The 22,971-nt window shown below is 67.2% G+C and carries 12 protein-coding genes; 3 read left to right on the top strand and 9 right to left on the bottom strand.

What is annotated here, in order from left to right; translation table 11 throughout:
- Positions 1 to 5 precede the first annotated feature (5 nt).
- From OG203_RS24990 to OG203_RS25020, 7 genes are all read right to left on the bottom strand, one after another.
- Positions 6 to 587 carry a hypothetical protein gene (locus OG203_RS24990; protein WP_405159704.1) on the bottom strand — a complete coding sequence of 194 codons (582 nt, stop codon included), beginning with the start codon at positions 585 to 587 and terminating at the stop codon, positions 6 to 8.
- 145 nt (positions 588 to 732) lie between these two features.
- Entirely contained in the window at positions 733 to 1,662 is a 930-nt protein-coding gene (locus OG203_RS24995) for a hypothetical protein (RefSeq protein WP_405159705.1), read from the bottom strand.
- Between the two features lie 3 nt (positions 1,663 to 1,665).
- Positions 1,666 to 2,715, bottom strand: coding sequence for a 3-oxoacyl-ACP synthase III family protein (locus tag OG203_RS25000; RefSeq protein ID WP_405159706.1), 1,050 nt, complete (start codon positions 2,713 to 2,715; stop codon positions 1,666 to 1,668).
- Between the two features lie 18 nt (positions 2,716 to 2,733).
- Positions 2,734 to 10,203 (bottom strand): beta-ketoacyl synthase N-terminal-like domain-containing protein, encoded by a 7,470-nt coding sequence (locus OG203_RS25005; RefSeq protein ID WP_405159707.1) that lies wholly within the window; start codon positions 10,201 to 10,203, stop codon positions 2,734 to 2,736.
- Between the two features lie 14 nt (positions 10,204 to 10,217).
- Entirely contained in the window at positions 10,218 to 16,112 is a 5,895-nt protein-coding gene (locus OG203_RS25010; RefSeq protein WP_405159708.1) for an SDR family oxidoreductase, read from the bottom strand.
- Between the two features lie 10 nt (positions 16,113 to 16,122).
- Entirely contained in the window at positions 16,123 to 17,529 is a 1,407-nt protein-coding gene (locus tag OG203_RS25015) for a PfaD family polyunsaturated fatty acid/polyketide biosynthesis protein (RefSeq protein WP_405159709.1), read from the bottom strand.
- A gap of 688 nt (positions 17,530 to 18,217) precedes the next feature.
- Entirely contained in the window at positions 18,218 to 18,628 is a 411-nt protein-coding gene (locus OG203_RS25020; protein WP_405159710.1) for a hypothetical protein, read from the bottom strand.
- Positions 18,629 to 18,729: 101 nt separating this feature from the next.
- On the opposite strand from OG203_RS25020, the gene OG203_RS25025 reads away from it, so the two are divergent.
- Entirely contained in the window at positions 18,730 to 18,948 is a 219-nt protein-coding gene (locus OG203_RS25025; RefSeq protein ID WP_405159711.1) for a hypothetical protein, read from the top strand.
- 412 nt (positions 18,949 to 19,360) lie between these two features.
- Here OG203_RS25025 and OG203_RS25030 read toward each other — a convergent pair whose 3' ends face one another.
- Together OG203_RS25030 and OG203_RS25035 are read right to left on the bottom strand one after the other, a co-directional pair.
- Positions 19,361 to 20,371: an NAD(P)/FAD-dependent oxidoreductase gene (locus tag OG203_RS25030; protein ID WP_405159712.1), complete on the bottom strand. Its 1,011-nt coding sequence runs from the start codon at positions 20,369 to 20,371 to the stop codon at positions 19,361 to 19,363.
- A gap of 293 nt (positions 20,372 to 20,664) precedes the next feature.
- Positions 20,665 to 21,117 carry a MarR family winged helix-turn-helix transcriptional regulator gene (locus OG203_RS25035; RefSeq protein ID WP_405159713.1) on the bottom strand — a complete coding sequence of 151 codons (453 nt, stop codon included), beginning with the start codon at positions 21,115 to 21,117 and terminating at the stop codon, positions 20,665 to 20,667.
- A gap of 159 nt (positions 21,118 to 21,276) precedes the next feature.
- On the opposite strand from OG203_RS25035, the gene OG203_RS25040 reads away from it, so the two are divergent.
- Both OG203_RS25040 and OG203_RS25045 read left to right on the top strand, forming a co-directional pair.
- The gene (locus tag OG203_RS25040; RefSeq protein ID WP_405159714.1) at positions 21,277 to 21,846 is read left to right on the top strand and encodes an NADPH-dependent FMN reductase; all 570 of its coding nucleotides are present in this window, start codon (positions 21,277 to 21,279) and stop codon (positions 21,844 to 21,846) included.
- Between the two features lie 32 nt (positions 21,847 to 21,878).
- Positions 21,879 to 22,757 (top strand): NAD(P)-dependent oxidoreductase, encoded by an 879-nt coding sequence (locus OG203_RS25045; RefSeq protein WP_405159715.1) that lies wholly within the window; start codon positions 21,879 to 21,881, stop codon positions 22,755 to 22,757.
- Positions 22,758 to 22,971: the final 214 nt, after the last annotated feature.

Consider the following 22,971-nt stretch of genomic DNA (forward strand, 5'->3'; position numbering starts at 1 on the left):
ATGCCTTACGACGACTTCGGGGTGAACTTGACGGTGCCTCCGGTGAGCTTCACCGTCACCTTTCCGCCACCGGTGAGGTCCGTCGCGGCGCAGGTGCCCTTCAAACCGCTGAGCTTCGCATCAAGCACAGCCTTGGTCTCGCCCTGCGCGCTCTTTTTGGTGGTGTTGGCGCTGGCCGCGACCTTCGACGCACCACCGGTGAGGTCAGCGGTGATCGTGCCATTACCCATGGTGAAGTTATCGGTGGCGATGTAGATGGGGTCGGCCTCTTTGCCGATGTCGATCTTGCACGACTTCTGGTCGCCAGAAGTCACCGGTCGGTTGTCCTCGACGGGAATGGTCGCTTTGGCCATCGGCTTGCACTTAGCGTCGCCGGTGAGCTTCATCTCGGGCACCTCCAAGGTGTACGAGCCCGAGGTGTCGTAGGTGACGTCGATGTCCGTCTTCGGCAAGTTACAGGTGTACGCGCTGCCATCGTCGGCCTTCGCCACCGACTGCGGCGCCTCGACCACGCTGTACCCGAGCGCCGATGCGCTCAAGAGTCCGGTCGCCAGCAACGCGAACCGCACTCCATGTTTACTTTGCATCGCAATCCTTCCCAAATCGTTGAATGAAAGAACCCGATCTCCGACCGGACACTACCGAGTGGAAAGACCGAAATGTCGGATTCACGGTTCGACAGTCCGGGTCGAACGATTCCGGTCGGTAATATCGATCCCTCTTAGTTCGTAGCTATCCCGTAAGAAGATGGGTCGATTTCGTCGGTTCTGTTGACCGTGCCCGCGGGCGGTAGGTAAGGCAGGCGGCCGAGGCGTCGAAGGCGGCCAGGAACAGCACCGTGTCGGCGGTGTCGAGTCGGCCGCTGCGCTGGGCGTTCAGGTATGCGTGAACCGGAGCGGCCGAATAGGGATCGCCGATCTCGGGTGCGACACCGACCACGGACTCCGGCGGCAGCCCAAGGGCATTCGCCGCCCGGGCGGGGAATCCAGGGTCGGGAGCCGGGGCGAGCAGCACCGCGCGGCCCGCGGTGAAATCGGCGCGGTCGAGTCCCTCCTCGGCCATACCGGCGCGCACGACCTCGACCGCCGGGTCCAGCGGGTCGCCGCCGGGTCGCACCTCGATGCTGGAACGACCGTTCGTTCCGGCCGCGGAGAGATCGAACCAGGTGGCAGGCTCGATTGGGCCAGTGGGATCGCAGGTGTGCAAGCGGCCGAATCCGCCTGCGACAGGCGAGGTTCCGAGCAGGAGCGCGGCCGCACCGGTGCTGTACGGAAAGCCGGCGACGCCGCGCTCGGTCGACGGGTGCGCCTCCCCGGCCAGCAGCAACGCATACTCCACTTCACCGGTGGCCAAGCAGCATTCGACGACGCTGATCCCATACAGCAGACCTGCCGCGCCGTGCGCCAGGTCGAACGAGAACGCGGGCGTCTGACCGGGGTAGTAGTCCAGGCCCAAGCCGATTCGCTGCTGGATGAGGGCGGCGCCCGCAGGCTCGGCCAGGTTGTTGTCCCGGACAAGGCCGGTATTGACCAGCATGCCGACCTCGTCGACATAGACATCGGCGCGCTCGAGGCAGGTCCGGGCGGCGCGGGCGGCCAATTCGAAGTAGCTGCCGGTGTCCGGATCGACGCTCACCGCGGCGGCGCGAATGGTGGTGGCCATCGGTTATGCCTCCAGACGCGAGACAGTCGCGGACAGGTAGCCGGTTACCAGGCCGGAGGCCTGCGGGAGCAGCAGAATCTTCGATCCTTTGGGGATATTCCGTCGTGCGAGATGTTCGTACAGTGCAACGAAATGCGATGTCGATGCCGTGTTTCCGTATTCGCACAGGATATCGAGGGTCGGCGGCATCGGAGTTCCGAAGTATTGCTCGGCCACTTTCTGCCCGTGCGCGATCGCCTGGTCACTGAACTGGTGGTAGATGAAAAAGTCGAATCTCTCCGCCTCGAAATCACGATTGGTTTCCTCGAGGAAGGTGGCGAAACGGTTCACGGCTCGGAAGAATCCGACTTCATCCTGCATGGCGTGGCTGTCGGTGTAGAGCGCAAGGCCGTTGGTCCGATCGCTTGGCATACCGAGGCAGTATTCGGCACCGTCGGAGACGGTCATGAGTTCGACGTAGTGAATCTCGTCCGCGTCGTCACCACGGCCGTCGACCACTACCGCGGCCCCCGCGTCGCCGACGGACAGTGCCGCGAACTGATCCGACGACATCGACCTGATCTCGCGCAATGCGGTCTCGACGACGGGCGTGATCTGCTCACCGCTGACTACCAGACCATTGCGCACCACACCGGCCCTGATCATCCGGTCCAGCACCAGAATGCCGGTGATCATGCCTGCGCAAGCGTTGGCGACGTCGAAATGCCTGGCCCGGGTCGAACCGATCGCATTCCCCACCAGCAGCGCCAACGACGGTTCCAGACAGTAGATCCCGGCGCCGACGCTGCGGGATATGGAGGCCGAGATGACCACGTCGAGTTGGTCCGCCGTGTAGTCGGATTTCCGCAAACAATCCTGGGCGGCGCGCGATGCAAGCTGAAACGAGGATTCATACCGATCCGGATGGGAGTCATAGATCCGGCGATTCCGGACTCCGCTGAATTCACGTAGCGGGGGTAGGTCCTGTACCCGCAGTCTGCTGAACAACTCCTCGGTGGAAAGGATGGTCTCGGGTGTATACCGGCCGATCGACTCGAAACGCGTGCGTTGCACGGCCTCTCCTTTCCAAGGTCAATGCTGGGTCGACGGGTGTGCGTGGTCCGACACTCGGACGCCCTCGGCGTCCCGGACGACATTCAGCGAGTAGCGCCTACCGGCTGCCACACATGTCCGGGTGCGCGGATCACACGCGATCGAGCTGGGGTGCAAGCCCGCCTTCCGCGCGATGTGTTCCTTCATCGCGATGACCACCGCAAGATCGAAGCCCGGCACCTCGGCAGGCATCTGATAGATCTGCTCCATCGTCCCGGGGAGCGAACCCCAGGACGACACGGTCATCGATGGCAGGACAGTCGTCCCGTCGTCTCGGGTGTGGGACAGTCCCGCGCCATCCGCCGGATCGCGGTCACGGATGAAGGCGAGTCGTCGCTCGACCGACAGCGAGCCGAGACCGCCGAGGGGAAACAGCCTTTCGACCAGCCGCAGCGCAAGCAACACGCGGTCGGCGCACAGCAGCTGAAGATCGAACAACGGATCGTTACCGTCCAACCCGGCGAACCGCGCCTCCACTCGGAGCAAGCCGCGGTCCGGAATCGGCTCATAGATCCCGAGATCGCGGACGCCGTGCGGAAACCCGATGTAACCGGCGGGGATATCGTCACTCCACCGTTCGAGCGCATCATTCGGGATGACGTGAATCATGGCGTCAAGCAGCCCCTGCGGCAGCACGCCGGACGGCACACTGCCGCGGGCACTGTCCACCATTCCCGTTGCGCCGCAACGACCAACGCGCAGCTCCGTCAAATACTGGAACGCCGGACCGTGGAACAGTGACCCCGTCCCGTACGGCAGTGCGGTCGCGATCGCGTCCGGCAGGGCGGCGAACGGCGCTGGCCGTCGACCTGCCTCGGTACGGATCTCGGCTGAGGTGACGTCCTCGAAACGAGAGAGCTCGGGTCGCGACGCGGCACGCCACGCTGCCAAGGTCACCACCGGGCCACTCGGACTTTCGCGTACCCGAGTGCGCAGCAGTGCCGTCGGCGTGACGGGAATCCACCGGGAGAGGGTGGCTTCGACGATTCCCGCCGCCGGAGTCCCGGTGTGCCGCTCGACGGCAGCACACAATCGCTCGACCGTGGACATCATCGGCAAGGTCGGCACGGTGAAGGTCGGTCGGTGATCGTTCAGCCACGTATCGGTCGTCAGGTCGAGACGCTCGAAGACCTCGGCGGGCGGCAGGCCCGACGTCAGCCTCGTCGCGAACCTCGGCACCTGGTAGATCCGCCGGCCGTCCACCCAGAGCCACGCCTCGGCGAGGACGGTGCACGAGGTCGGGCAGTTGTCCTCGATCGCCAGGATGTCGACCTCGACGGTCACCTTGGTATCGGTGGGCACAACCTGCCCTCGGTATTTCCAGCACAGCGGGCGATCGACTGCCACGGCCTCGAATCGGGGATTGGCCAACCGGGCGCCGAGCCCACGTTCCAGCATGAACCACTGCACGACCTGGGCAACGCCCTCGACGCCGAGCGAACCCGGCATCACCGGATCTTGGAAGAAATGCGCTTTGAAGAACCAGTCGTGACTGTCGACGGCTTTCTCCGCGCGCACCCGGCCGATACCGGCGGGGCCGCCCTCGGGCCAGTAACCGGTGATCGCGTCGATCATCAGCAGCATCGGGCCCGGCATGCCGGCGCGGCGCGGCGCGGCGCGGTAGTCGCACGGCAGCTCGAGCTGGACCCGGTCCGCCTCGGCGGGCGGGATACCTACCTGATCGGCGAGTGCGGCGGCACTGAAGTAACCGAACACGGTGGTGCCGGTCACCAAAGGCGCACCGTCGACCCGGGATTCGATGCGGAAGGTCTCGATGATCATTCCGTGCAGTTCGGCGATCGACAGCAGTTCGACGCGGGTGCTGATCCGTTCGGCCGCGGGTCTCACCTGAGTGTGGACGGTGATGTCGCCGTCCAGATTTCGAATGAACACCTCGGTGTCGGAGCGCAACAAGCTGCCGGCGTAGGCACCCAACCAGCCGCAGGGCTGCAGGACGACTTCCATCAATACCGATAACGGCATGACTCCAGCCGGGTTCTCGGTGAAATACCAGACGTCCGTTGGCACGTCGTATTCGACTACCGCATTGCTACCGGTCTCGAATCCGGCGTAGCGGCCGGTAACCGCCGCGACTCGCGTCATGAAGTGGTAGGGCGGAGCAGGTAGGCGCGCACTCCGGAGTATCCCGTCGTCGAAGCGGCGGTAGGCCGGGCCAAGCGCCTCGCTCGGCATACCCCACGCGCAGGCGAGCAGGGACCGATAGTCGAGGGGGAGTCCGTCGATATCGGTCACCCGCTCGTCGTTCGGTCGACCCCGCAGACCGCCGAGCGCGGGCAACGACACCAGGTCACCCGTTCGCTGGATAATGGCCGGACCCGATGTCTCCCAATGGGTCAGCGGCCAGCTCGGCGCCAAACGCACGGCAAAGTCCTTCGCGTACAGCGCCTTGACTCCGTCCACGGTGACCAGGACATCGGCGAGCATGGTGGGGAACGGGCCGCCGACCAGGCTCGACACGAAGATCTCGTAGATCATGCCGCGGCTGTGCGGGGTGACCTGCCCGCGGCAGCGGATGGTGTACGGCTGCTCCGGCACCGGCTCGAATACCCACGCGTCGTGCTGCACGGTGAATCCGGCCGCCGCGAGGTAGAACGACATCGCCTGCCCGCATCCGTCGACCATCACCGTCCCCGGCATGCACGGGTCGTTGTGGAAATGGCCCTCGAAGAACCAGTCCTCGGGATGTACCGCACGGACGGCGCGCAGATACCCGCGGCCCCACGGCCCCCCGGCCGGGTCGAAATCCGTGACCTCGTCGAGCAACAGCATGCGCCCCTCGGCGATTCGAGGCGTTCGCACATGAGTATTCGCCATCCGCCAGTCGGGGCCGAAGCAGTCGACCGGACGGCCGGCCGCGAAGGCGTTCAGTTGTTCGCGGGTGAACGACGACCGGTCGCCTCGAATCGCCACCGGGTCGGCCGTTCCTTCCGGGATTCGGTCGGACGGATCCCACAGCACGCCGCCGGACGCGGCGAGTTCTTCGTCGGTGAAGAATCCCGCCTGCCCATGCCGGACGCTGAGTTGCCGCTCGCCGTCGGCCCGGCAGTCGAATTCGAAGAAGAACAGCCGCCGTGCTCCGTCGGCCGTGTGATCGATGATCCGGATCTCGTAGTCGAGCAGCGTTCCGGCCGTTGGCATCCCGGCGTGGAAGGTCACCTCGCACCCGAGCAGCCGATACACCCGCCGGCCGCGGTTCGCCAAGTCCGCCCCCAACCAGCTGATCAGCAGCAGGTCTGCCTGGCCCGCCTCGACCAGCAATCCGGGTGGCATGCGCCCGGCGTGGTCGAGATACCAACTATCGGAACGGATATCGGTCTCGGTCCAGATCGTGCCGGTGCCCAGCGTGGCAGGCTCGGCATCGATACCGGTGACCCGGTCGGCCAGCAGCATCGGCGGCCCCGGCATCCGGGTCTGCCGTGCGTCGTCGTCCTGCGCCGCGAAGGTCGATCCGAAGAATTCCGAGATGGGGCCGGTGGCCAGGCGTTCCAGGTCGGCACGATCGAAGGTCGGGCCTGGTCGGGCCGACTGCGAACCTGCCTGCCGTGCAGGGGATTCGACGGGAGTCGTGGTCAGCCGCCGCGGCGGTTCGAGCGGCGCGGTGCTGGTCGGAGTACTCGTACAGAGTATTCGCGCGGAATGTGCGAGGTATCGCTGATGTGCCTCGGCGGCGAGGGCGACATGGCGGGCGTGCGCGACGGCGATCAACCGGTACTGCGCACTTGCCAGAGTGCCGATCCGGGATGGACCGGTTCGGATCTCGGCGTCTTCGTCGGGATAGGTCAGGATCGGGGCGACCGCCATATCGACTGCCGATGGGGTGTCGGCAAGGTAGACCGGGCCGGTACGCGCAGCGATCCGCACACCGCGGACGGCGGGGGACGTGGCCGATTCCGGCGCGCTGCCCAGCATGCGTTCCAGCGCAGGCAGATTCATGGCGACACCGGCTGCGGCGAGTTCGACCAGGGCGGTGTACAGACCGGCCACAGCGTCGTCGGGCCGCGCGTCCAATGCGACGGCAACATGCTCGCGCGCGCCGAGAATCCGCGCGATCCACCCGGTGCACATGCTCCCTGGTCCATGCTCGAGGAAGATCCGGACACCGTCCGCATAGGCCCGCTCGATGAGCTGGACGTAGTCGACAGTGCCGAGCCCCTGATCGGTGATCGCCTGTGCCACACGCTCGGAGCTGAGCCGGTACGACTCCCCGGTCGCGCCGCTATAGAAACGAATCCCCTCGACCTCGGCGACCGGGTGCAGATGCACGCGGTACCACTCGTCCCTGACCGCGGCGAGTTCCGGTGCGTGGGCGGCCATGTCGTAGTCGACAGGGATGGCCAGCACGTCGGTGAGGCCGGCCAGGACGGCCGCGACCGCGCGTTCCTCTCCCCCGATCACGCAGGTATCCGGGGAGTTGATCGTCATGAGGTGGACTGCGGGCTGGTCGTCGGTCGCCTGGCGGATTCGTTCGGCACCGGCCCCGACCAGATAGGTGCGCCAATGTTCGCCCGAGACACCTGCTTCGGCCCAGGCGCGGCGTACCGCGCGCAGTTCACCGGCCAGGTCCCGGCTGAACAACTCGCTTCGGCGAATCCGCCGGAGCAACGGCTGCGGATCGGTCCACGCGCCGAGCGCAAGCAATGCGGTCGACTCGCCGGAGGAGTATCCGATGGCGACGGACGGAGCAAGATCGAGCACGTCACGGGTGAGGGCCGCGTGGATCGCCGCGTACCCGGTGACCGCCTGTATCCGATCGATCGCGCTCGGCGGCGGCGCGGTCTCGGCGTAAACCCAGTCCGCGGCCGCCGAGAGACCATCAAATCGCCGGCTCACCGCATCGACCAGGCTCGGCAGCGCGAGCACCAGACTCCGACCCATCCCGGCGGTGGCGGCCGAGCCGTTCGGGAAGACGAAGGCGGTCTCGCCGGTCAGCGGCGCGCATCGGAAGGCCATCCCTGGTGGACGTAATCCGCCATCCAGCAACCACTGTCGAGCCGCGCGAGACCGCAGAGCAGCCGAGGCCACCGATTCGGCCACGACCGCGAGGCGAGCCGGGCCGCGATTCGACGGCTGTCCTGCCTCGAGCGCCGCGACCGCCTGCTCGGCATCCGCGCCGGAGAACACCTGCAAACCGGCCCGCCTCGCAACAAACCCTGCTCGGTCGGCGGCACGCAATCGAAGACGCATCGGCGATCCGTCAGGCAACGGAACAATCGCCACCGCGGTGTTGGCGGCCAGGGCGGGGTTCGCGGTGCGACCGGTCCTGAATCGGGCCCGGTGCCGAAGCGCGAGAACGGCTGTCGCGACGGTGACCAATCCACTCGCCGCGTGCGCGCTGCCGAACAGGTCGCGGACGTCGAACTCGGTGCCAGGCCCGACGGACAGATCGGCCGGACCCGTGCCGGTATCCAGGATGGCCAGCACATCATCCCCGTCGCGGCGCGCGTCGGTCAGCCGTTTCAACACAAGGACCACGGCGGCGTCGCCCGGTTCGGCTTCGGGATCGAGGGCCGTGAGGGCCGCGGCGTGCACCGGCTCGCCGGTCAGCTCCACCGCGCCGACCATAGCGGCGTCCACTTCATTCGTGAGCAGCGCGCGAGCAGCTTCCTGGAGGCCGATCGGCCCGGACGACTCCTCGGCGGCGATGGCGAAAGCCGGTCCGGTGAAATCGAATTGGACGCCGACCCGGTTGGCGTAGATATTCGCCATCCACGCGGTGATGTACGCGGAGGAGAAGTCCCCACCGAAATCGGCCGCTGTCTCCGCGCCCTCTCCGTAGTGGGCCGCCCAGGCTGCGTGGCGGACGCCCGCTTGGGGTCGTGCGCAGCGGGGATCACAACCCATGCCGACCAGGACCATGGTGTTGCGCGGCAGCTTGCTGCCCGCCGCCGCCTCGCGTGCCGCTTCCAGCAGCAGGGCCTGAGCCGGGCCCTTGCGAAGATCGTTGGGCGGGAACCGCAAGCCCTCGACGGCGAGCTCGATCGTCTCTCGGCGGCGGGTGCCGAGTCCGGTGAGCAGGGCCTCGCTCAGATCCGCTGCCGATTCACCCGCACCAACCCGTGCGCCGATGGCCACGACGGCGACCTGCTCCGCATTCGCCAAGGGGACCGGGTACGACCGCGGTACGGCGGCGGGCTCCTGCGGACCGTCGACGATCAGGTGCGCATTGTTGCCGCCGAAGCCGAAGGCACTGATCGCTGCCCGGCGCGGGCCCTCCCACGGTTCATTGCCGTGCAGCAGCCGCAAAGGTGCCCCCGCCGGTATGTTCGTGATGTCGTTGCCGCCCAGCGACATCGGCCGGGTATCGGATTGCAGAGCCCCGAGCACCTTCAGCAGACCAGCGGCTCCTGCCGCGGTCAGCGCGTGGCCAAGATTGCCCTTCATCGAGCCGAACGGCAGGTCCGCGCAACCGTGGAACACCGAAGCGGCACTGGCCAATTCGACCGCGTCACCCAGGGCCGTACCCGTCGCGTGGCACTCGAGCAGGGTGACCGTCGCCGGGTCGAGCTCCGCGCCGCGATAGGCGGCGCGCATCGCGCTCTCCTGACCGGCCTGTGCCGGGGCAAGAAACCCGCCAACGGCACCATCATTGGACAGACCGATCCCCCGAATCACACCGAGGATCGGGTGCCGGTCACGCACCGCGTCCTCGTATCGCATGAGTGCGACGAGTGCCGCACCCTCGGCCGGGACCAGGCCGTCCGCGTCCCGATGGAACGGCCGGGAAGTCCCGGTGGGGCTGAGCGCGCCGAGCCCGGCGAACCCGAGCTGGACCAGCAGGCCGTCGGCGCCGCTCACCCCGCCGGCGAGCATCAGGTCGGCGCGCCGATCGTGCAGCCGATCGCAGGCGAGTTTGATGGCATACAACGAGGACGCGCACGCCGCGTCCAAGACCAGCGCCGGGCCGCCGAGACCGAGGGCCGCGCTCGCCGAGTGCGCGGGCAGCCCCGGCCAGAACCGCATGCGCGGGTCGAGGGTGCCGAACTCGGGAATCACCCTGGCCCGCACCGGAAGCCGAGACTGCCACATCTGCTCCACCAGCGCCGACTGGGTGCGCGAGGGATAGCCGAGGCTGCCGAGCACCAGGCCGGTGCGCGGCAGCAGCTCTGTGCCGCCTGCCTCATCGAGCGCGGCCCGACCCGCGTGCAGCAGCCAGCGCACGGCGGGATCCCACCGCCGGATCTCGTCGGCGGGCAGCCGGAAACCCGTCGGATCGAAGACCTCGTCGAAGCCGCGGACGAAGCCGCCGATCGCGGGTATCGGGCCGACCAGGCCGTGCTCGAGCCAGTCCGGCGGCAGGCGCCAGTCGCGCGGGCACGCCGGGGACAGCGCGACGTGGCCGTCGCGGACGTTTTCCCAGAGTGTCGTGGCATCAAGGGCGTCGGGCAAGGCACAGCCTCGGCCGACGATGGCGATGGGCTCGAAAGTCACGGTGTGGTCGCCCTTTACCCGAGGTCTGGTCGGCGGACCAAGGAGATGCCAAGCAGTTCGGCGCGCACCTGGCCATCCGGATCGAGCAGGATCGCGTCACAGCTCGCCTGGCCGTCGGTCGCTTCGACCCGGCGCAGTCGGCACTCCAGCACGCCGTCGGCCGTTCCGCTTCGATCGAGACGAAACTCCGTGATCGCCATCGGCAGCATGGCGATGCCAAGAACTCGGTGTGCCCACACGAGCGCGAGTTGCAGTGCCGCGTCGAGCGCGGCGGGATCGGTGCACCAGGCGTCCTCGGCGGGCCAGCCCAACTCCCGCGCGCCGGCGACCTGCGCTGTCGCTCCATCGGGCCCGACCTCGACGCTGTGCAACGCGTGCAGCAGTGGGCCGTGGAAAAGCACACTGCCGTCGTAGATTTCCGCCTGGTCCAGGCGGGTGCGGTCGCCGGGCGACGGCCAGGGCGTTGGGACCGGCCGTCGCTGGTCGCCGGTGCTCGCGTGTGCACGGTAGTGCCGTTGTCCTCGCCCACCGATCAGGTCAACTACCAGGCCAGCGGCGGATACCGATCCTTCGACGAGCAACACCGAGTGCTCGTCGAGCGTCGCGGTGCGCAGCACCTGCAGGTCACGCAGCACGGTGGTGACAGCGCTCGATCGACCTGCCGATGTGATGGCGGTGAACCATTCCAGCACCAATGCGATCGGGACCACCGGTGTGCCGCCGATGATGTGGTCGCCAAGCAGCGCATGCCGGACCGGATCGAAGACGATCTTCGCGCGAATCGGCGACTCCGCCGCCAGCCGGCCGCTACCCGCGGTGCATACCGTCCGGATATCGGTCTTGCCGCAACGCAATTCGGTGGTGAAGGCAGCCGCGCCGACATTCGTGGGGAGCAGCGGAATAGATCGCTGGGCGAAGGCCGAGGCCAGCGCCGGAGTCACCATGCCGCCGTCCCACGGGCCCCAGGCGATCGACCGGACGGTGCAACCGGGCCGGGCCGGGCCGTAAGCGACGGCGACGTGCTCTAGCACCTCGTTGGCCATGGCGTAGTCGCACTGACCCGGATTACCGAAACGAGCCGCCACCGAGGAGAACACGCACAGCAGGTCGACCGGATCATCGGAGGTGGCGTCGAGCAGCACCCGCAACCCGTCGACCTTGGTGGCAACGACGGACTCGAACTGCTCATCGGTCTTCTCGCCGATCCGCTTGTCCGCCAGCACTCCGGCGGCATGCACGATCCCGGTGATCGGACCCCAGTCGCGCCGCACCTCGGCGAGCGCCTTCTGCACGCCCTTCGAGTCGGTGACGTCGACGCAGAGGTAGCGGACGGTCGCGCCGATCTCCTGCAATCGCGCCAGGTTCCCGCGGACTTCGCGTCCCGCGAGCACGGCCTTCGCCGCCGCGGCGAGCCGAGCGGGCGTGAGCTGTTCGTTGCCTGCTTGGTCTGCGAGGGCACGCACCAGGCTCGGTTCGTCGATCGCGTCGGTGAGTCCGGCGGGCTCGTCGGCCAGTGGGGTACGTCCGAGGATTGCCAGCCGCGGCCGCGCCATCGCGGCCAGCTCGCGCAGGGCGGCGGCGGTCACCCCGCGCGCGCCGCCGGTGACTACCACCACCGAATCGGCATCCACCGGCAGCTCACCGAAAGCCGGTGCGGGCGTTTCGATCAACGTCACGGTCGTCCGAATGCCGTCCGCGGCCAGGCCGACATCGACGGTCGGGCCGCCGGTGCACAGTTCCGTGACGATCGCGGCGGCGATGGTCGCCGAGTCGCGATCGGCTCGGGCGATGTCGATCGCCTTGACCGAGGCGGCGGGCCATTCGAGTGCCGCGGTGCGCGCCAAGGCCGCCAGCCCGCCGAACCACGCGCGGGCACCGTCGGTTCCGGCAAGCCCATGGCTGCCGCCGGTGTCCTGCACGGTGACGAACACCCCACCGTCTCGTTCCATCGTCGGCGCTACCGCACGGGCCCACTGGAACGCCTCGCGCAGCGCGTGCCTGGCCGCATCCGGTCCGGCGTCGATGGCCAGTCCGGACAGCAGGATCACCGCGCCCGTAGACGTCGGCCCGGAAGTGCCTGCGGTCGCGGCCATCCCGCGCGTGCTCAGCTCCGCTGCCACCGCGTCGGCGAGGCCGCTGCCACCGTCTACGACGGCGATCGGGGTATCGCCGAGGCCAGCGAGCATCAGGCCGCAGGCGGGGGCGACAACGCCGCGGACCGCGAACCGGCTGGCGGCGGCAGTGACTGTCGTTGTGGCCGCGACTGTCGTTGTGGCACCGCCGGTCTCGAGCGGCGAGCCGGCTCGATCGGCGGTCGGCCCGCCGTCCGGCGACAGCTGCGCGACGATCGAGTTGAGGGTGCGCAGCTTGAACAGCTCCGCCATCTCCGGCGAATCCGCGGCAGGCAGCCAGTCCGCCCGCTTGCGCACTGCCGCGAGGATCTCCACCTTCTTGATGGAGTCGACGCCGAGCTCGCCTTCCAGATCCATGTCACCGTCGAGCAATTCGACCGGGTAACCGGTCTTTTCGGCCAGTATCTCCAACAGCACATCCACGCTCGGCAGCACAGCGGCCGGGGCCGCGGGTGCAGCAGGTGCAGGTGCGGGCTTGGCCGCGACATCGGTGCCGGGTGTTGGCAAGGGCGCGTTGGCGGCCGCGGGTACCGGCACATGCGTGTTGCCGGGCGCTGTTGCCAATCGAATGTCGTTATGTGGCAACGAAGTTGTCTCGTACACCGCCAGATCAGGTACCGACAGCAGCGGCGCCGGTTGCCAGAGCGGATCGGTCAGGCTCGGCGGGCCTTCGCCGGATCCGCCGAGCGCGGCCAATCTGATCAGCGAGTTCTCCGCCATCTGGAGAAAGGCCTGATGACTGGTCAACAACGCCTGCTGGAACGCCGCATGCGCCTCGGCGGTGTGCTGCTGAGCCTCCGCGACGACATCGAACCACTGACGATTGGGTGCCGGGAGAGCATGGGTTTCGTTGGGCTGCTGCTGATCCGGGGGCATGATCGCTCTCTGCTCGAGGACAGGGTCCGGCTTGGGTTCTTCGGGGCGCACAGCGGCGGGCTCCGGATTGGGCGGCGGCAAGGTCGTGACGTCTTGCGGCGGGTAACGATGGCCGTAGGCGGCGCCGTTCACCGGCACCGACATGGCGCCCGCACGCACCGGGCAGGAATCCTCGGTGTCGGTGATCCAAGCGGTATCGAAGTCCAGCGGCACGCCGTGCACAGCGAGGCGACCGAGCGCACCGAGCAACGCCGAGACGCCGTCTTGGCCCTTGCGGTCCACGCTGACCGCCACATGCGGTCGGCCACGCAGGATTTCGCCGACCATCCCGGTCACCGCCGCGCCGGCGCCGACCTCGACAAAGGTCCGGACACCGTCCCGATACATCGCCTCGACCTCGTCGGCGAAACGGACCGGTGCGGCGACATGCCGCGCAACACGCTCCGCGATGGCCGCGGGCTCGCTGGGATAGCGCTGCGCATCGGCGTTGGCGTAAACGCGCGCCTGCGGTGCCGCGATGGTCAGCGTGTCCAGAAACTCTCGCAGCGGTGCCACCGCGGATGACACCAGCGGGCTGTGGAAGCCGGTCGATACCGCCAGCCTGCGGCAGGTCACTCCGGCCACCGCGAACGCCTGCTCCAGCGTCGCGATGGCCGATTCGGTGCCGGAGACAACGGTCTGCCGTCGATGATTCAGATTGGCAGGCCAGGCATCGACAAGACCCGCCCGCGTGATCGCGTCGGCGACCCGATCACGGTCGGCGCTGACCGCTAGCATGGCACCACCGGACTCGGTGGCGGCGATGAGCTCACCACGGCGTCGAGCGAGCCGGAGCAGGTCCGTCTCGTCGAGCACGCCCGCGGCATGCAGCGCGACCAACTCTCCGACGCTGTGCCCGGCCACGTGTTGCGCCGACACACCGAACTGCCCGAGCACGGCCAGCAAGGACAGACTGTGCGCGGCCAGCGCGGGTTGTGCCCAACGGGTGTCGGTGAGGGTCGCCTCGTGCCGCGACAACGTCTCGGCGTCGATGCTCGGCCGTGGAAAGACGATCTCGTGCAACGGCGTATCACCGAAGTCCAACCCCGCGACCCGATCCCATACCGCGCGGGCGGCTGGGAAGGCCATCGCAAGATCGGCGCCCATGCCCGAGTACTGCGCACCCTGTCCAGGGAAGACGAATGCGATCGGCCCCGGATCCGCGGCGCCGAACTCGTAGCTGACCCCGCCCGTCGCGAACGACCGCTGCGGGGTGCGGGTCACGGCCGCGAGGGTCTGCCGGAGGTGGCGGCGCAGATCCGACACCTCGGCGGCGACAACGGCGAGGCGAATCGGCTTGGCCGGATCGAATTGCCGCCTGCTCGTGTGGGCGATCTCCGGCAACCGTGTGTCGGCGGACAGCAGCTCCTCGGTCCGGGCGGCGAGTTCGTCCGTCGTGTCCGCGCTGCACAGGACCAGCTCCGCGGCACTCACGGCCCGGATCGGCGCGGATCGCCCGCTTCCGGACGGTCGATACTCCTCCAGTGTTGCGTGAAAGTTGCTGCCGCCGAAGCCGAAACTCGACAGCGATGCGCGGCGCGGTTGATCCGCGGACCGCACCCACGGCCGCGCCGCTGTGCTGAGGTAGAACGGGCTGGTCTCGATGTCAAGCGCCGGGTTCGGCCGATCCACCTTGATCGACGGCGGAAACACGCTGTGCTGCAAGGCAAGGGCCGTTTTGATGATCGAGGCCGCGCCCGAGGCCGCCTTGGTGTGGCCGATCTGGGATTTGATCGAGCCGAGGGCACACCAGTTACGCGCATCGGGTTCGGCTGCGGCGAACACCTCCCGGAGTGCGGCGAATTCGGCGATGTCGCCCGCCTTGGTCCCGGTTCCGTGTGCCTCGACCAATTCCACTGTGCCCGGCTGATATCCAGCCGCCGTGTAGGCCCGTCGCAGGGCACGCATCTGCCCGTCCGGCGCCGGCGCGTAGATCGCCTTTCCGCGTCCGTCCGAGGAGCTACCGATGCCGCGAATCACCGCATAGATCCGATCACCGGCCGCCTCCGCATCGGCCAGCCGCTTGAGCGCGACCATGCCGACGCCCTCGCCGAGCAGGGTGCCGTCGGCATCGGCCGAGAACGGGCGGCAGTCACCGGTCGGCGACAGCGCGGGCGTTTTGCTGAAACACACATACATGCTCGGCGTGTTCAAGGCGTCGACGCCGCCGGTGAACATGAGATCGGCCTGCCCGAGCGACAGGGCGTTCACCGAGGCGGAGATCGCGGCCAGCGAACTCGCGCAGGCGGCGTCCACCGTGCAGTTCGGACCGTGCAGGTCGAACCGATTGGCCACCCGGCCTGCGATGACGTTGGCCAGCATCCCCGGAAAACTGGCTTCCTGCCATTCGATGAAATGCGACGCGATGCGGGTACAGATGTCCTGCGCCTGTCCCTCCGGCACGCCCGCCTCACGTAACGCCGTGAGCCACACCGGCTTCTGTAGCCGCGAGTCCATCGTGCCCATGAGATCCGTGCCGCTGGCGCCGAGCACGATGCCGGTGCGTTCCCGATCCATCGGACCGGCCAGGTTCCGTTCCACATCGGCGATGAGCTGTTCGGCGACCAGAAGGGCGAGCAGCTGGCTCGGATCGGTGGCCTCCAGCGTGTTGGGCGGCATGCCGTGCGCGATGGGATCGAACGCCATCTCCGGCATGAAGGCACCGCGCTTGCAATACGTCTTGTCGCGCGCGGCCGGATCCGGGTCGTAGTAGTCATCGATCAACCAGTGCGTGGCGGGCACCTCGGTCACCAGATCGCGACCCGCCACGATGTTGCGCCAGAACTCGCCGAGATCGCGGGAGCCGGGCATCAGCGCCGCCATCCCGACAATCGCGACGGGAACCGTTTCGACGGTGGTCATGGAATTCCCTTCAGGACAGCAGCCGGGGGACGTACACATCGCTGCGCGGCACGGGCACACCGAAACTGCGCAATTGCTGCGCGCGCGAGACCACCGCGGCACCGGTCAGCAGGTTCCGGCCGATCTGCACGACCGTGCATTGCCCGGGCTCGGCGAGCGGGCTGTCGGCGATCCACCGATTGAATGCGCCGATCGCGGGCCCGCACCAGATCTGATAGTCGGCCCGCCGTGCCGGGTCTCCGGTGATCGCCCAGCGGCTGGAGCGACCGAGATAGGACCGGAATACCAGTGCCATAAGGTGTTTCGGGTCCGTCTCCGCGCGCGTGACCTGTTCGGGATCGCGGTGCAGCCAGAATGCGCGGGCCTGTGCCCATGCCTCATCGAAGCTCTCCCGGAGAATGTCGCGCTCGATCCTGGTTCGCAGCGATCCCGCGATGCTGTCGAGCCCATCGTGTGCGCAGTAGGCGTCGTAGAGGATGGCCGCCCGAGCCCCGAACATCGTGCCGCGGCGCAGCACCTGCACCTTGACCCCGTACTCGAACATGTCGGCGGCCGGTGCCATGACGACGTCGGCCAGATCCGCCTCGGCAAGCAGTTCCTTACCGGCGTCGGACAATCCGGCTTCCACCGCACGCTGATTGACCGTCCCGGTCATGACGTAGTCCGCACCGCAGGCGAAGGCCGCCGCGACCCCCGACGGATCGCCGAGCCCGCCCGCCGCACCAACCCGGATGCGCTCGCGATAGCCGTATCGCCGTGTCAGCTCGTCCCGCAGCGCGAGAACCGCGGGGAGCACCACCGTCATCGGACGGTTGTCGGTGTGCCCGCCACTATCGGCCTCCACCGTCACATCGGTGGCAAGCGGAATCCCCGCCGCCATCCGAGCCTGCGCCTCGGTGATCTGTCCCCGCCCCACCAGCAGCCGCAACATCTCGATCGGCGCGGGCTGCATGAACTTGCTCGCCACCTCAACCCGAGAAACCTTGGCGAACAGATGAACCCCCCGCCTGATCCCCCCGTCCGCGGCCATGGCCAGCCCGGAAACAACACACCGCACCACCGCCGGAGTGAGTTCCATGAACGCCGAAGCGGAAACCTTCGCCACCCCGAACCGCTGCAGCAGATCAACCAAACGATCCGCAGACCCCGGCTCCGCCGGATTGTGAATCAGATTGACCCCCCAGTTCCCCAGCCCCGCCAGCTCCCGAACCAGCCCCGCCACCGCGACTTCCACCTCGCCCAGTTCGAGCCCCGCCGCCCCGAAGAACCCAAGCATCCGCCCCCGCGCCAACGCCGAAACCATCCCCGTACCAGCGATCCCGTTAGCCATCTCCCCCGCGACATAGGGAAACCGAACCCCATGGGTCGCCGCGAACGTCGGATCCCCGAGCTGCTCGGCAAACAACGGAGGCAACACCCCCAACACCTCGAGCCCCGTCCCCTCCAACGAACTCGCACTCCCCACAACCACCCCCGGCGCCCGCCCCACCTCCCCTCGGACAACAGTCAGCCCAAGATGCGGCTGCCGAACCAACTCCACAATCTCCCGCGCCCGAAACGCCACACCCGCAACCGCCAAGCCCCCTGTGATCACGGACACCCCTCCTATAGCCGAACGCAGACGTGTGACGAGCCCCAGCAACATCGCCCGTCGACAACCCGACAGCGCAAGAAGACCCATTGCACGTTCGTTACCAAACCCCCCACGGATGGGTCAGGTTGCTTCGAAACGGAAGAAGTTCAGGAACCCAACCCCGGCCGAATCAGGGCATAACGGCTGCGCCCACACAAAACTGGAGCGAAACAAGAAGGGCTCAAACAAGACAGCATCGGCGAGGCGGCCATCGACCGCGCCCCACAAGCGGCAATCCTCAGACTCACGTAAACAAACGCGGCAACCCATCGGCCTGACACACCCCACACGCGGTAGTCATCGGACTACGCAACCAACACGTGGTAGCCATTCGGCCTGGGGGGTTCGGGGGGCGAAGCCCCGCCGAGCGGGGCGTGGGGGCTGCGCCCCCACAAAACACTGAACGAAACGAGAAAGGCCTACGCTCACCGTGAGCATGGGCCTTCCCGAGTTGAGTGACCGGGTCTTGGGCTTACGAACAATCCGATGTGGCCTCTGCGACCTTCTCGCCAGCCACCGACAACTCGATCGCGTATTGGCAGTCTTCTGGATCTGGGGTCTGCCTATTGCCCTGGTTGCTCGTATCCAGGTCCATCTTCACCGTCCAGGTCTGGTCCTTGCCATTGCACGGGATCTTCGCGGATCCCCTGCTGAGGTTGGGCGCGTCGGGGATTACCTCAACCGTCCCTGTTGCCTTGCCGCTGCCGGCGCACGACGCCGTTCCCGTCTTCGTGATCGTATGGTCACCCGAGGACTTCTCACCGTCGGGCACAGTGAGCGATCCAGTCGCGGCCAGCGCTGCCCCGGCCCCGATTCCGACCGTCCCTCCCAGCAGGCCGCCGACTAACATCGCCGTTGCAACCCCCGCACGTGCAATCGACATAGCAAAGTCCTATCACTCGAGATGGGCGGCCTGGCCTGGCCACCCTCCGACACAACATTCGTACTCAGCTGCATTCTGGATGGCTGTCAGCAGCAGGCGTTTTGCACAGCCTGACTGCGAACCTGACATTCACCGCATCGGCGGCTGGAACGGTTCTGGTGGGCATCAACAGCATCCCTGGCGAAGATCCGCCAATGGTGGAGCGCCGGATTCTCGCAGAACAAGTCGACGAGCGAGCGACGATCGCCGACATCGCCGAGTTCTCGCCGGAGTCGGACAGCTCAGGTCGCTTGCTGGACGTGTGGATCACCACGTCTTAAGTGGCCGAGTTCGATCTGACTGAACAAACTAGCTGCGGAGCGCGCGTTGGTCATCCGTCCAAACCGATCGGCCGACAGCTTCTTCCCAACGCGCACTATGCCGCATGGCGCTAACCCCGCTGTGGTTTTGTCCGTGAATCACGACACCGTTTATCGGTGGATTTCGACACCACTCCTGCGCCGGAAGGTGTTGGTATCCGCGAATTTTGACACCACCTGGCGGGTTCCAGTGGCAAGACCACCCTGCTATCAGTTGCAACGGCCCGCTAGGAGTGGACCCGTGCCGCCGAACCAATCCAAGGCGCAGCTGTTTGCGGCGATCCGCCAGGACTCGAGAGCGGCCCACGACCTCCACACCGAGCCTTTCTGACACGCCCAGTGACCGGAGATGCCGACCGGGGTGACGTCGAATTCACCGATAAGCGGTATCAGGATTCGCACTTACGTCCACCTCGCGCTCCATTTCCGCGGAGAAGGACGTGGCCGCGACGGCGCGGCGTACGTCTTCGTTGACCAGGTCGATGTTCATCATCGCCCCCGTCAGCCCGCCCTGCGCGGCCGCGTCGATCACCTGTGCGCGGTGGCCTCGCACGTTCCCTGCCGCCCACACTCCAGCAACGGCGGTCGCGCCCACCTGGGGGTCGGCGTTCAAGGTCGCACCGATGACCTGGCCGTCCATCTCCTTCTCCTCGGCCCGAAGTCCCAGCTCGGCGAGCAGATCGTCCACCTTCGCCACCGACACCGGGAAGACCACCGCAGCCTGGACGGCGGTGACCCTGTCACCGACCCGGATGCCGCTGAGCTCATCATTGGTGACCTCGATGCCGGTGACGTGACCGGGCACCACGGTGATCTGGCGCGCCGCGAGTTCGGCCCGCTGGAGCGCGGTCAGCTCCACGGCCTCGTTGGTGAACAAGATGATTTTGTCGCTCCACTGGCGCCACAACTGCGCCTGGTGGAGTGAGGCTGCGCCGCCGGCGATGAGGCCGATGGTCTTATCCCGCACCTCCCATCCGTGGCAGTACGCGCAGTGCAGAACGTCGCGGCCCCAGCGGTCGGACAAGTGCGGGATGTCGGGCAGTTCGTCGACGACGCCGGTGGCGACGAGTACTCTCCGGGCGTCGAGGGCCGTGTCGTCGGCAAGGGTGACTCGCAGGGTGAATTCACTGACCCGTTCCACACCCACCGCGGTTCCGCTGGCGAGGATGCCGCCGTACTGCTCGACCTCCGAACGTCCAATGGCCAGCAGTTCGCGTGGGTCGACACCCTCACGCCCGAGGTAGCTGTGAACCTGTCCGGCAGACGCGTTACGGGGCGAGCCCGCGTCGACGACCAGCACCTTCCGCCGGGCACGGCCCAGCGTCACGGCTGCCGCCAGTCCCGCAGCACCCCCACCGATAACGACAACGTCGAATACATTCATGCCGCGAGACTGCCCACCCTCCGGCACGCCCGGCAAGATAACTTGCCAGCATGGCAAATGCTTGAAGGGGTCATCAGACGCGTCGTGCCGGTCGACCGTTGAGGGCTGCTCGCCGGCTCAGGTAAAGGAGCCTTCGGTGAGGCCAGGTCGGCTGCGCTTCGGGGGCTGAACTCGGCCACCGCACTCGAGACCGGGTAGGCCAGTTCGGCACGTCCGCCGAGCGGGCCCCGCCGTGGCGGATCGCGCGGTCCGGTTGAATGTTCGGCGGCTGCGCCGCTGGGCATCGAGGACGTTCACACCGGGATGGCGTGCTGGGTGACGTAATGCAGGATCAGTGTTTCGATCGATCGGCGGAACGAGCCCTGCTGCCGCTCGCTCAAAGTGCTTGCCAGATCCCCGATCTCGGCTCGGACCGCGTCGCGCACCAGATGCACGACGGCTCGGCCGGCGGCGGTGACGGTGACATGGACGGCGCGCCGGTTTCCGGGGACGGCGATCCGTCGCACCAGGCCGCGCCGCTCAGCTCGATCGACCAAGCCGGTGACGCTGGACTTCTCCAGTTCCAGGATGCCGGCCAGCTGCTGCATGCCGATCTCGCGATCGTCGAGTATTGCGAGCATTCGCAACTGGGTGACCGATAACCCTTGTTGGCCGGCGAGGCGGCCCAGGACCGCCTGCAGGATGAACGACAGCTGGATCAGCCCGTCGACCAGGTCCGGCGCCGGATCGGGTGCGTCAGTGGTCACAGTAGGCAACGTTAGCTTGATTCGGTTCGCGATACCAACTATTTTGGTTCGTGACACAAACAGTATTTGGGACGAACAATGAAGTAGGCCTGAGCGGGGTCGGCCGCACACAGTGCCGCCGGGCTCGACCCCGACCGGAATAGGGAGAGAAGCAGTCCCATGACGGATCAGAAACGCATCGCCGTCGTCATCGGCAGCACCCGCCCCGCCCGTATCTGCGCAGGCATAGCCGCCTGGGCACGCGACACTCTGCGGGAGGAGGGCGATCTCGACTATGACCTGCTCGATCTCGCCGAGGTCGGCCTGCCGTTCCTGGACGAGCCTCGCCAGGCCGCGCTACAGCAGTACGAGCACGAACACACCCGGGCCTGGAGCCGACTCGTGCAGAGCTACCACGGCTTCTTTTTCGTCTTCCCGCAATACAACTGGGGCTACCCGGGGGTGCTGAAGAACGCGCTGGACTACCTCTACTGGGAATGGCGCGACCGACCCGCGAGCCTGCTGACCTACGGCACCCACGGCGGCAACAGGGGCGCCGAACAGCTCATCGGTGTCCTGCACGGACTGCACATGCGACTGCTCGATACACACGTCGAAGCCGTCATCACCGAGCAGGACGTGGACGAAGACTGGCAGCTGCGTGACCTCGACGCCACGCTCCATCCGAACCGGGAACTGCTGCGCAAGATCGGGGCCGAGATGGCCCGCGCACTCAACGGCAACTCATAACCGCAGTCCCTGCGGAGAACGGAGAAACAATCATGACAACTCGCCAGGTGGGCTTCATCGGGCTCGGGAAGATGGGCGCTGCCCTCGCAGGCCGACTGCTCGACGCCGGTTACAACGTCACCGTGTGGAGCCGGACTGCGGCCAATGCGGACGACCTGCTGGCGCGCGGCGCGACGCGCGCCGACCACCCCGAAGACGCGATCGCCACCGGGACGGTCTTCTCGATGCTGAGCAACGAAGAGGCGGTGCGGCAGGTCTTCACCGCGGACCGGATACGTTCCGCGCCAGAGGGTTTCGTGCACGTCAACCACGCGACCATCAGTCCGGCCGCAGCTCGCGAGTTCGCCGCGCACGGCGGGGGTTACCTCAGCGCCCCGGTCATCGGCCGACCCGAGGCGGTGGTGGCCGGTAAGCTCGCCGTGCTGATATCGGGCGACGCGGACGTCCGAGCCGCGGCGGCACCGATGCTCGCCACACTCGGCCGACAGGTGTGGGACTTCGGTGCCGCCGTGGACGCCGCACCGACGGTGAAGATCGCGGTCAACTACCTGATCCTGCACGCGTTGCAGGCACTGTCCGAATCGATCACCCTGCTGCAGCACGCCGAGCTGAACGCGGGGCGGTTCGTCGAAATGATCAACGATTCGGTCTTTCCAGGCCCGGTGTACAGCGGCTACGGCGACGCCATCGCGACGAGCACCTACACGCCGCCAGGGTTCACCACCACGCTCGGACTCAAAGACCTGAACCTCGCACTGGGCGCCGCCGATGAACTCGGCGTCGCACTACCAACCGGGCCGATCCTGCACGACGTGTTCGCCACCGCGGTCGAGCAAATCGGCGCGGATCTCGACTGGGCGAGCGTCGCCGAAGTCACCCGGCAACGGTCCCTCGGTAACGGTATTGCCTGATCGGCAAATCGACCGCCGTGAGGCCGGCCCCGGTCAGACTCGGCGACTCGAGCACGCGGAGCCATAGGCAGCGCCGAACTCGGGCGGCCGGACGTGAACATCCTCTAAGCAGCCGCATATCGCGCGTTCTATGAGTCTGGCTCGGTCGAGGACAGGCGCGGACAACCTTGCCGCCGCATGGAACCAACCGCACCGCCGGGCGCGTTCTCTTGGG

This window comes from Nocardia sp. NBC_01499 (assembly GCF_045040275.1).
In the GTDB taxonomy this organism is placed as follows: domain Bacteria; phylum Actinomycetota; class Actinomycetes; order Mycobacteriales; family Mycobacteriaceae; genus Nocardia.

Coding starts and splice junctions, on each gene's coding strand:
- OG203_RS25030 (WP_405159712.1), bottom strand. CDS start 20,371: ATGAATGTATTCGACGTTGTCGTTATCGGTGGGGGTGCTGCGGGACTG.
- OG203_RS25045 (WP_405159715.1), top strand. CDS start 21,879: ATGACAACTCGCCAGGTGGGCTTCATCGGGCTCGGGAAGATGGGCGCT.
- OG203_RS25010 (WP_405159708.1), bottom strand. CDS start 16,112: ATGACCACCGTCGAAACGGTTCCCGTCGCGATTGTCGGGATGGCGGCG.
- OG203_RS24990 (WP_405159704.1), bottom strand. CDS start 587: ATGCAAAGTAAACATGGAGTGCGGTTCGCGTTGCTGGCGACCGGACTC.
- OG203_RS25020 (WP_405159710.1), bottom strand. CDS start 18,628: ATGTCGATTGCACGTGCGGGGGTTGCAACGGCGATGTTAGTCGGCGGC.
- OG203_RS24995 (WP_405159705.1), bottom strand. CDS start 1,662: ATGGCCACCACCATTCGCGCCGCCGCGGTGAGCGTCGATCCGGACACC.
- OG203_RS25040 (WP_405159714.1), top strand. CDS start 21,277: ATGACGGATCAGAAACGCATCGCCGTCGTCATCGGCAGCACCCGCCCC.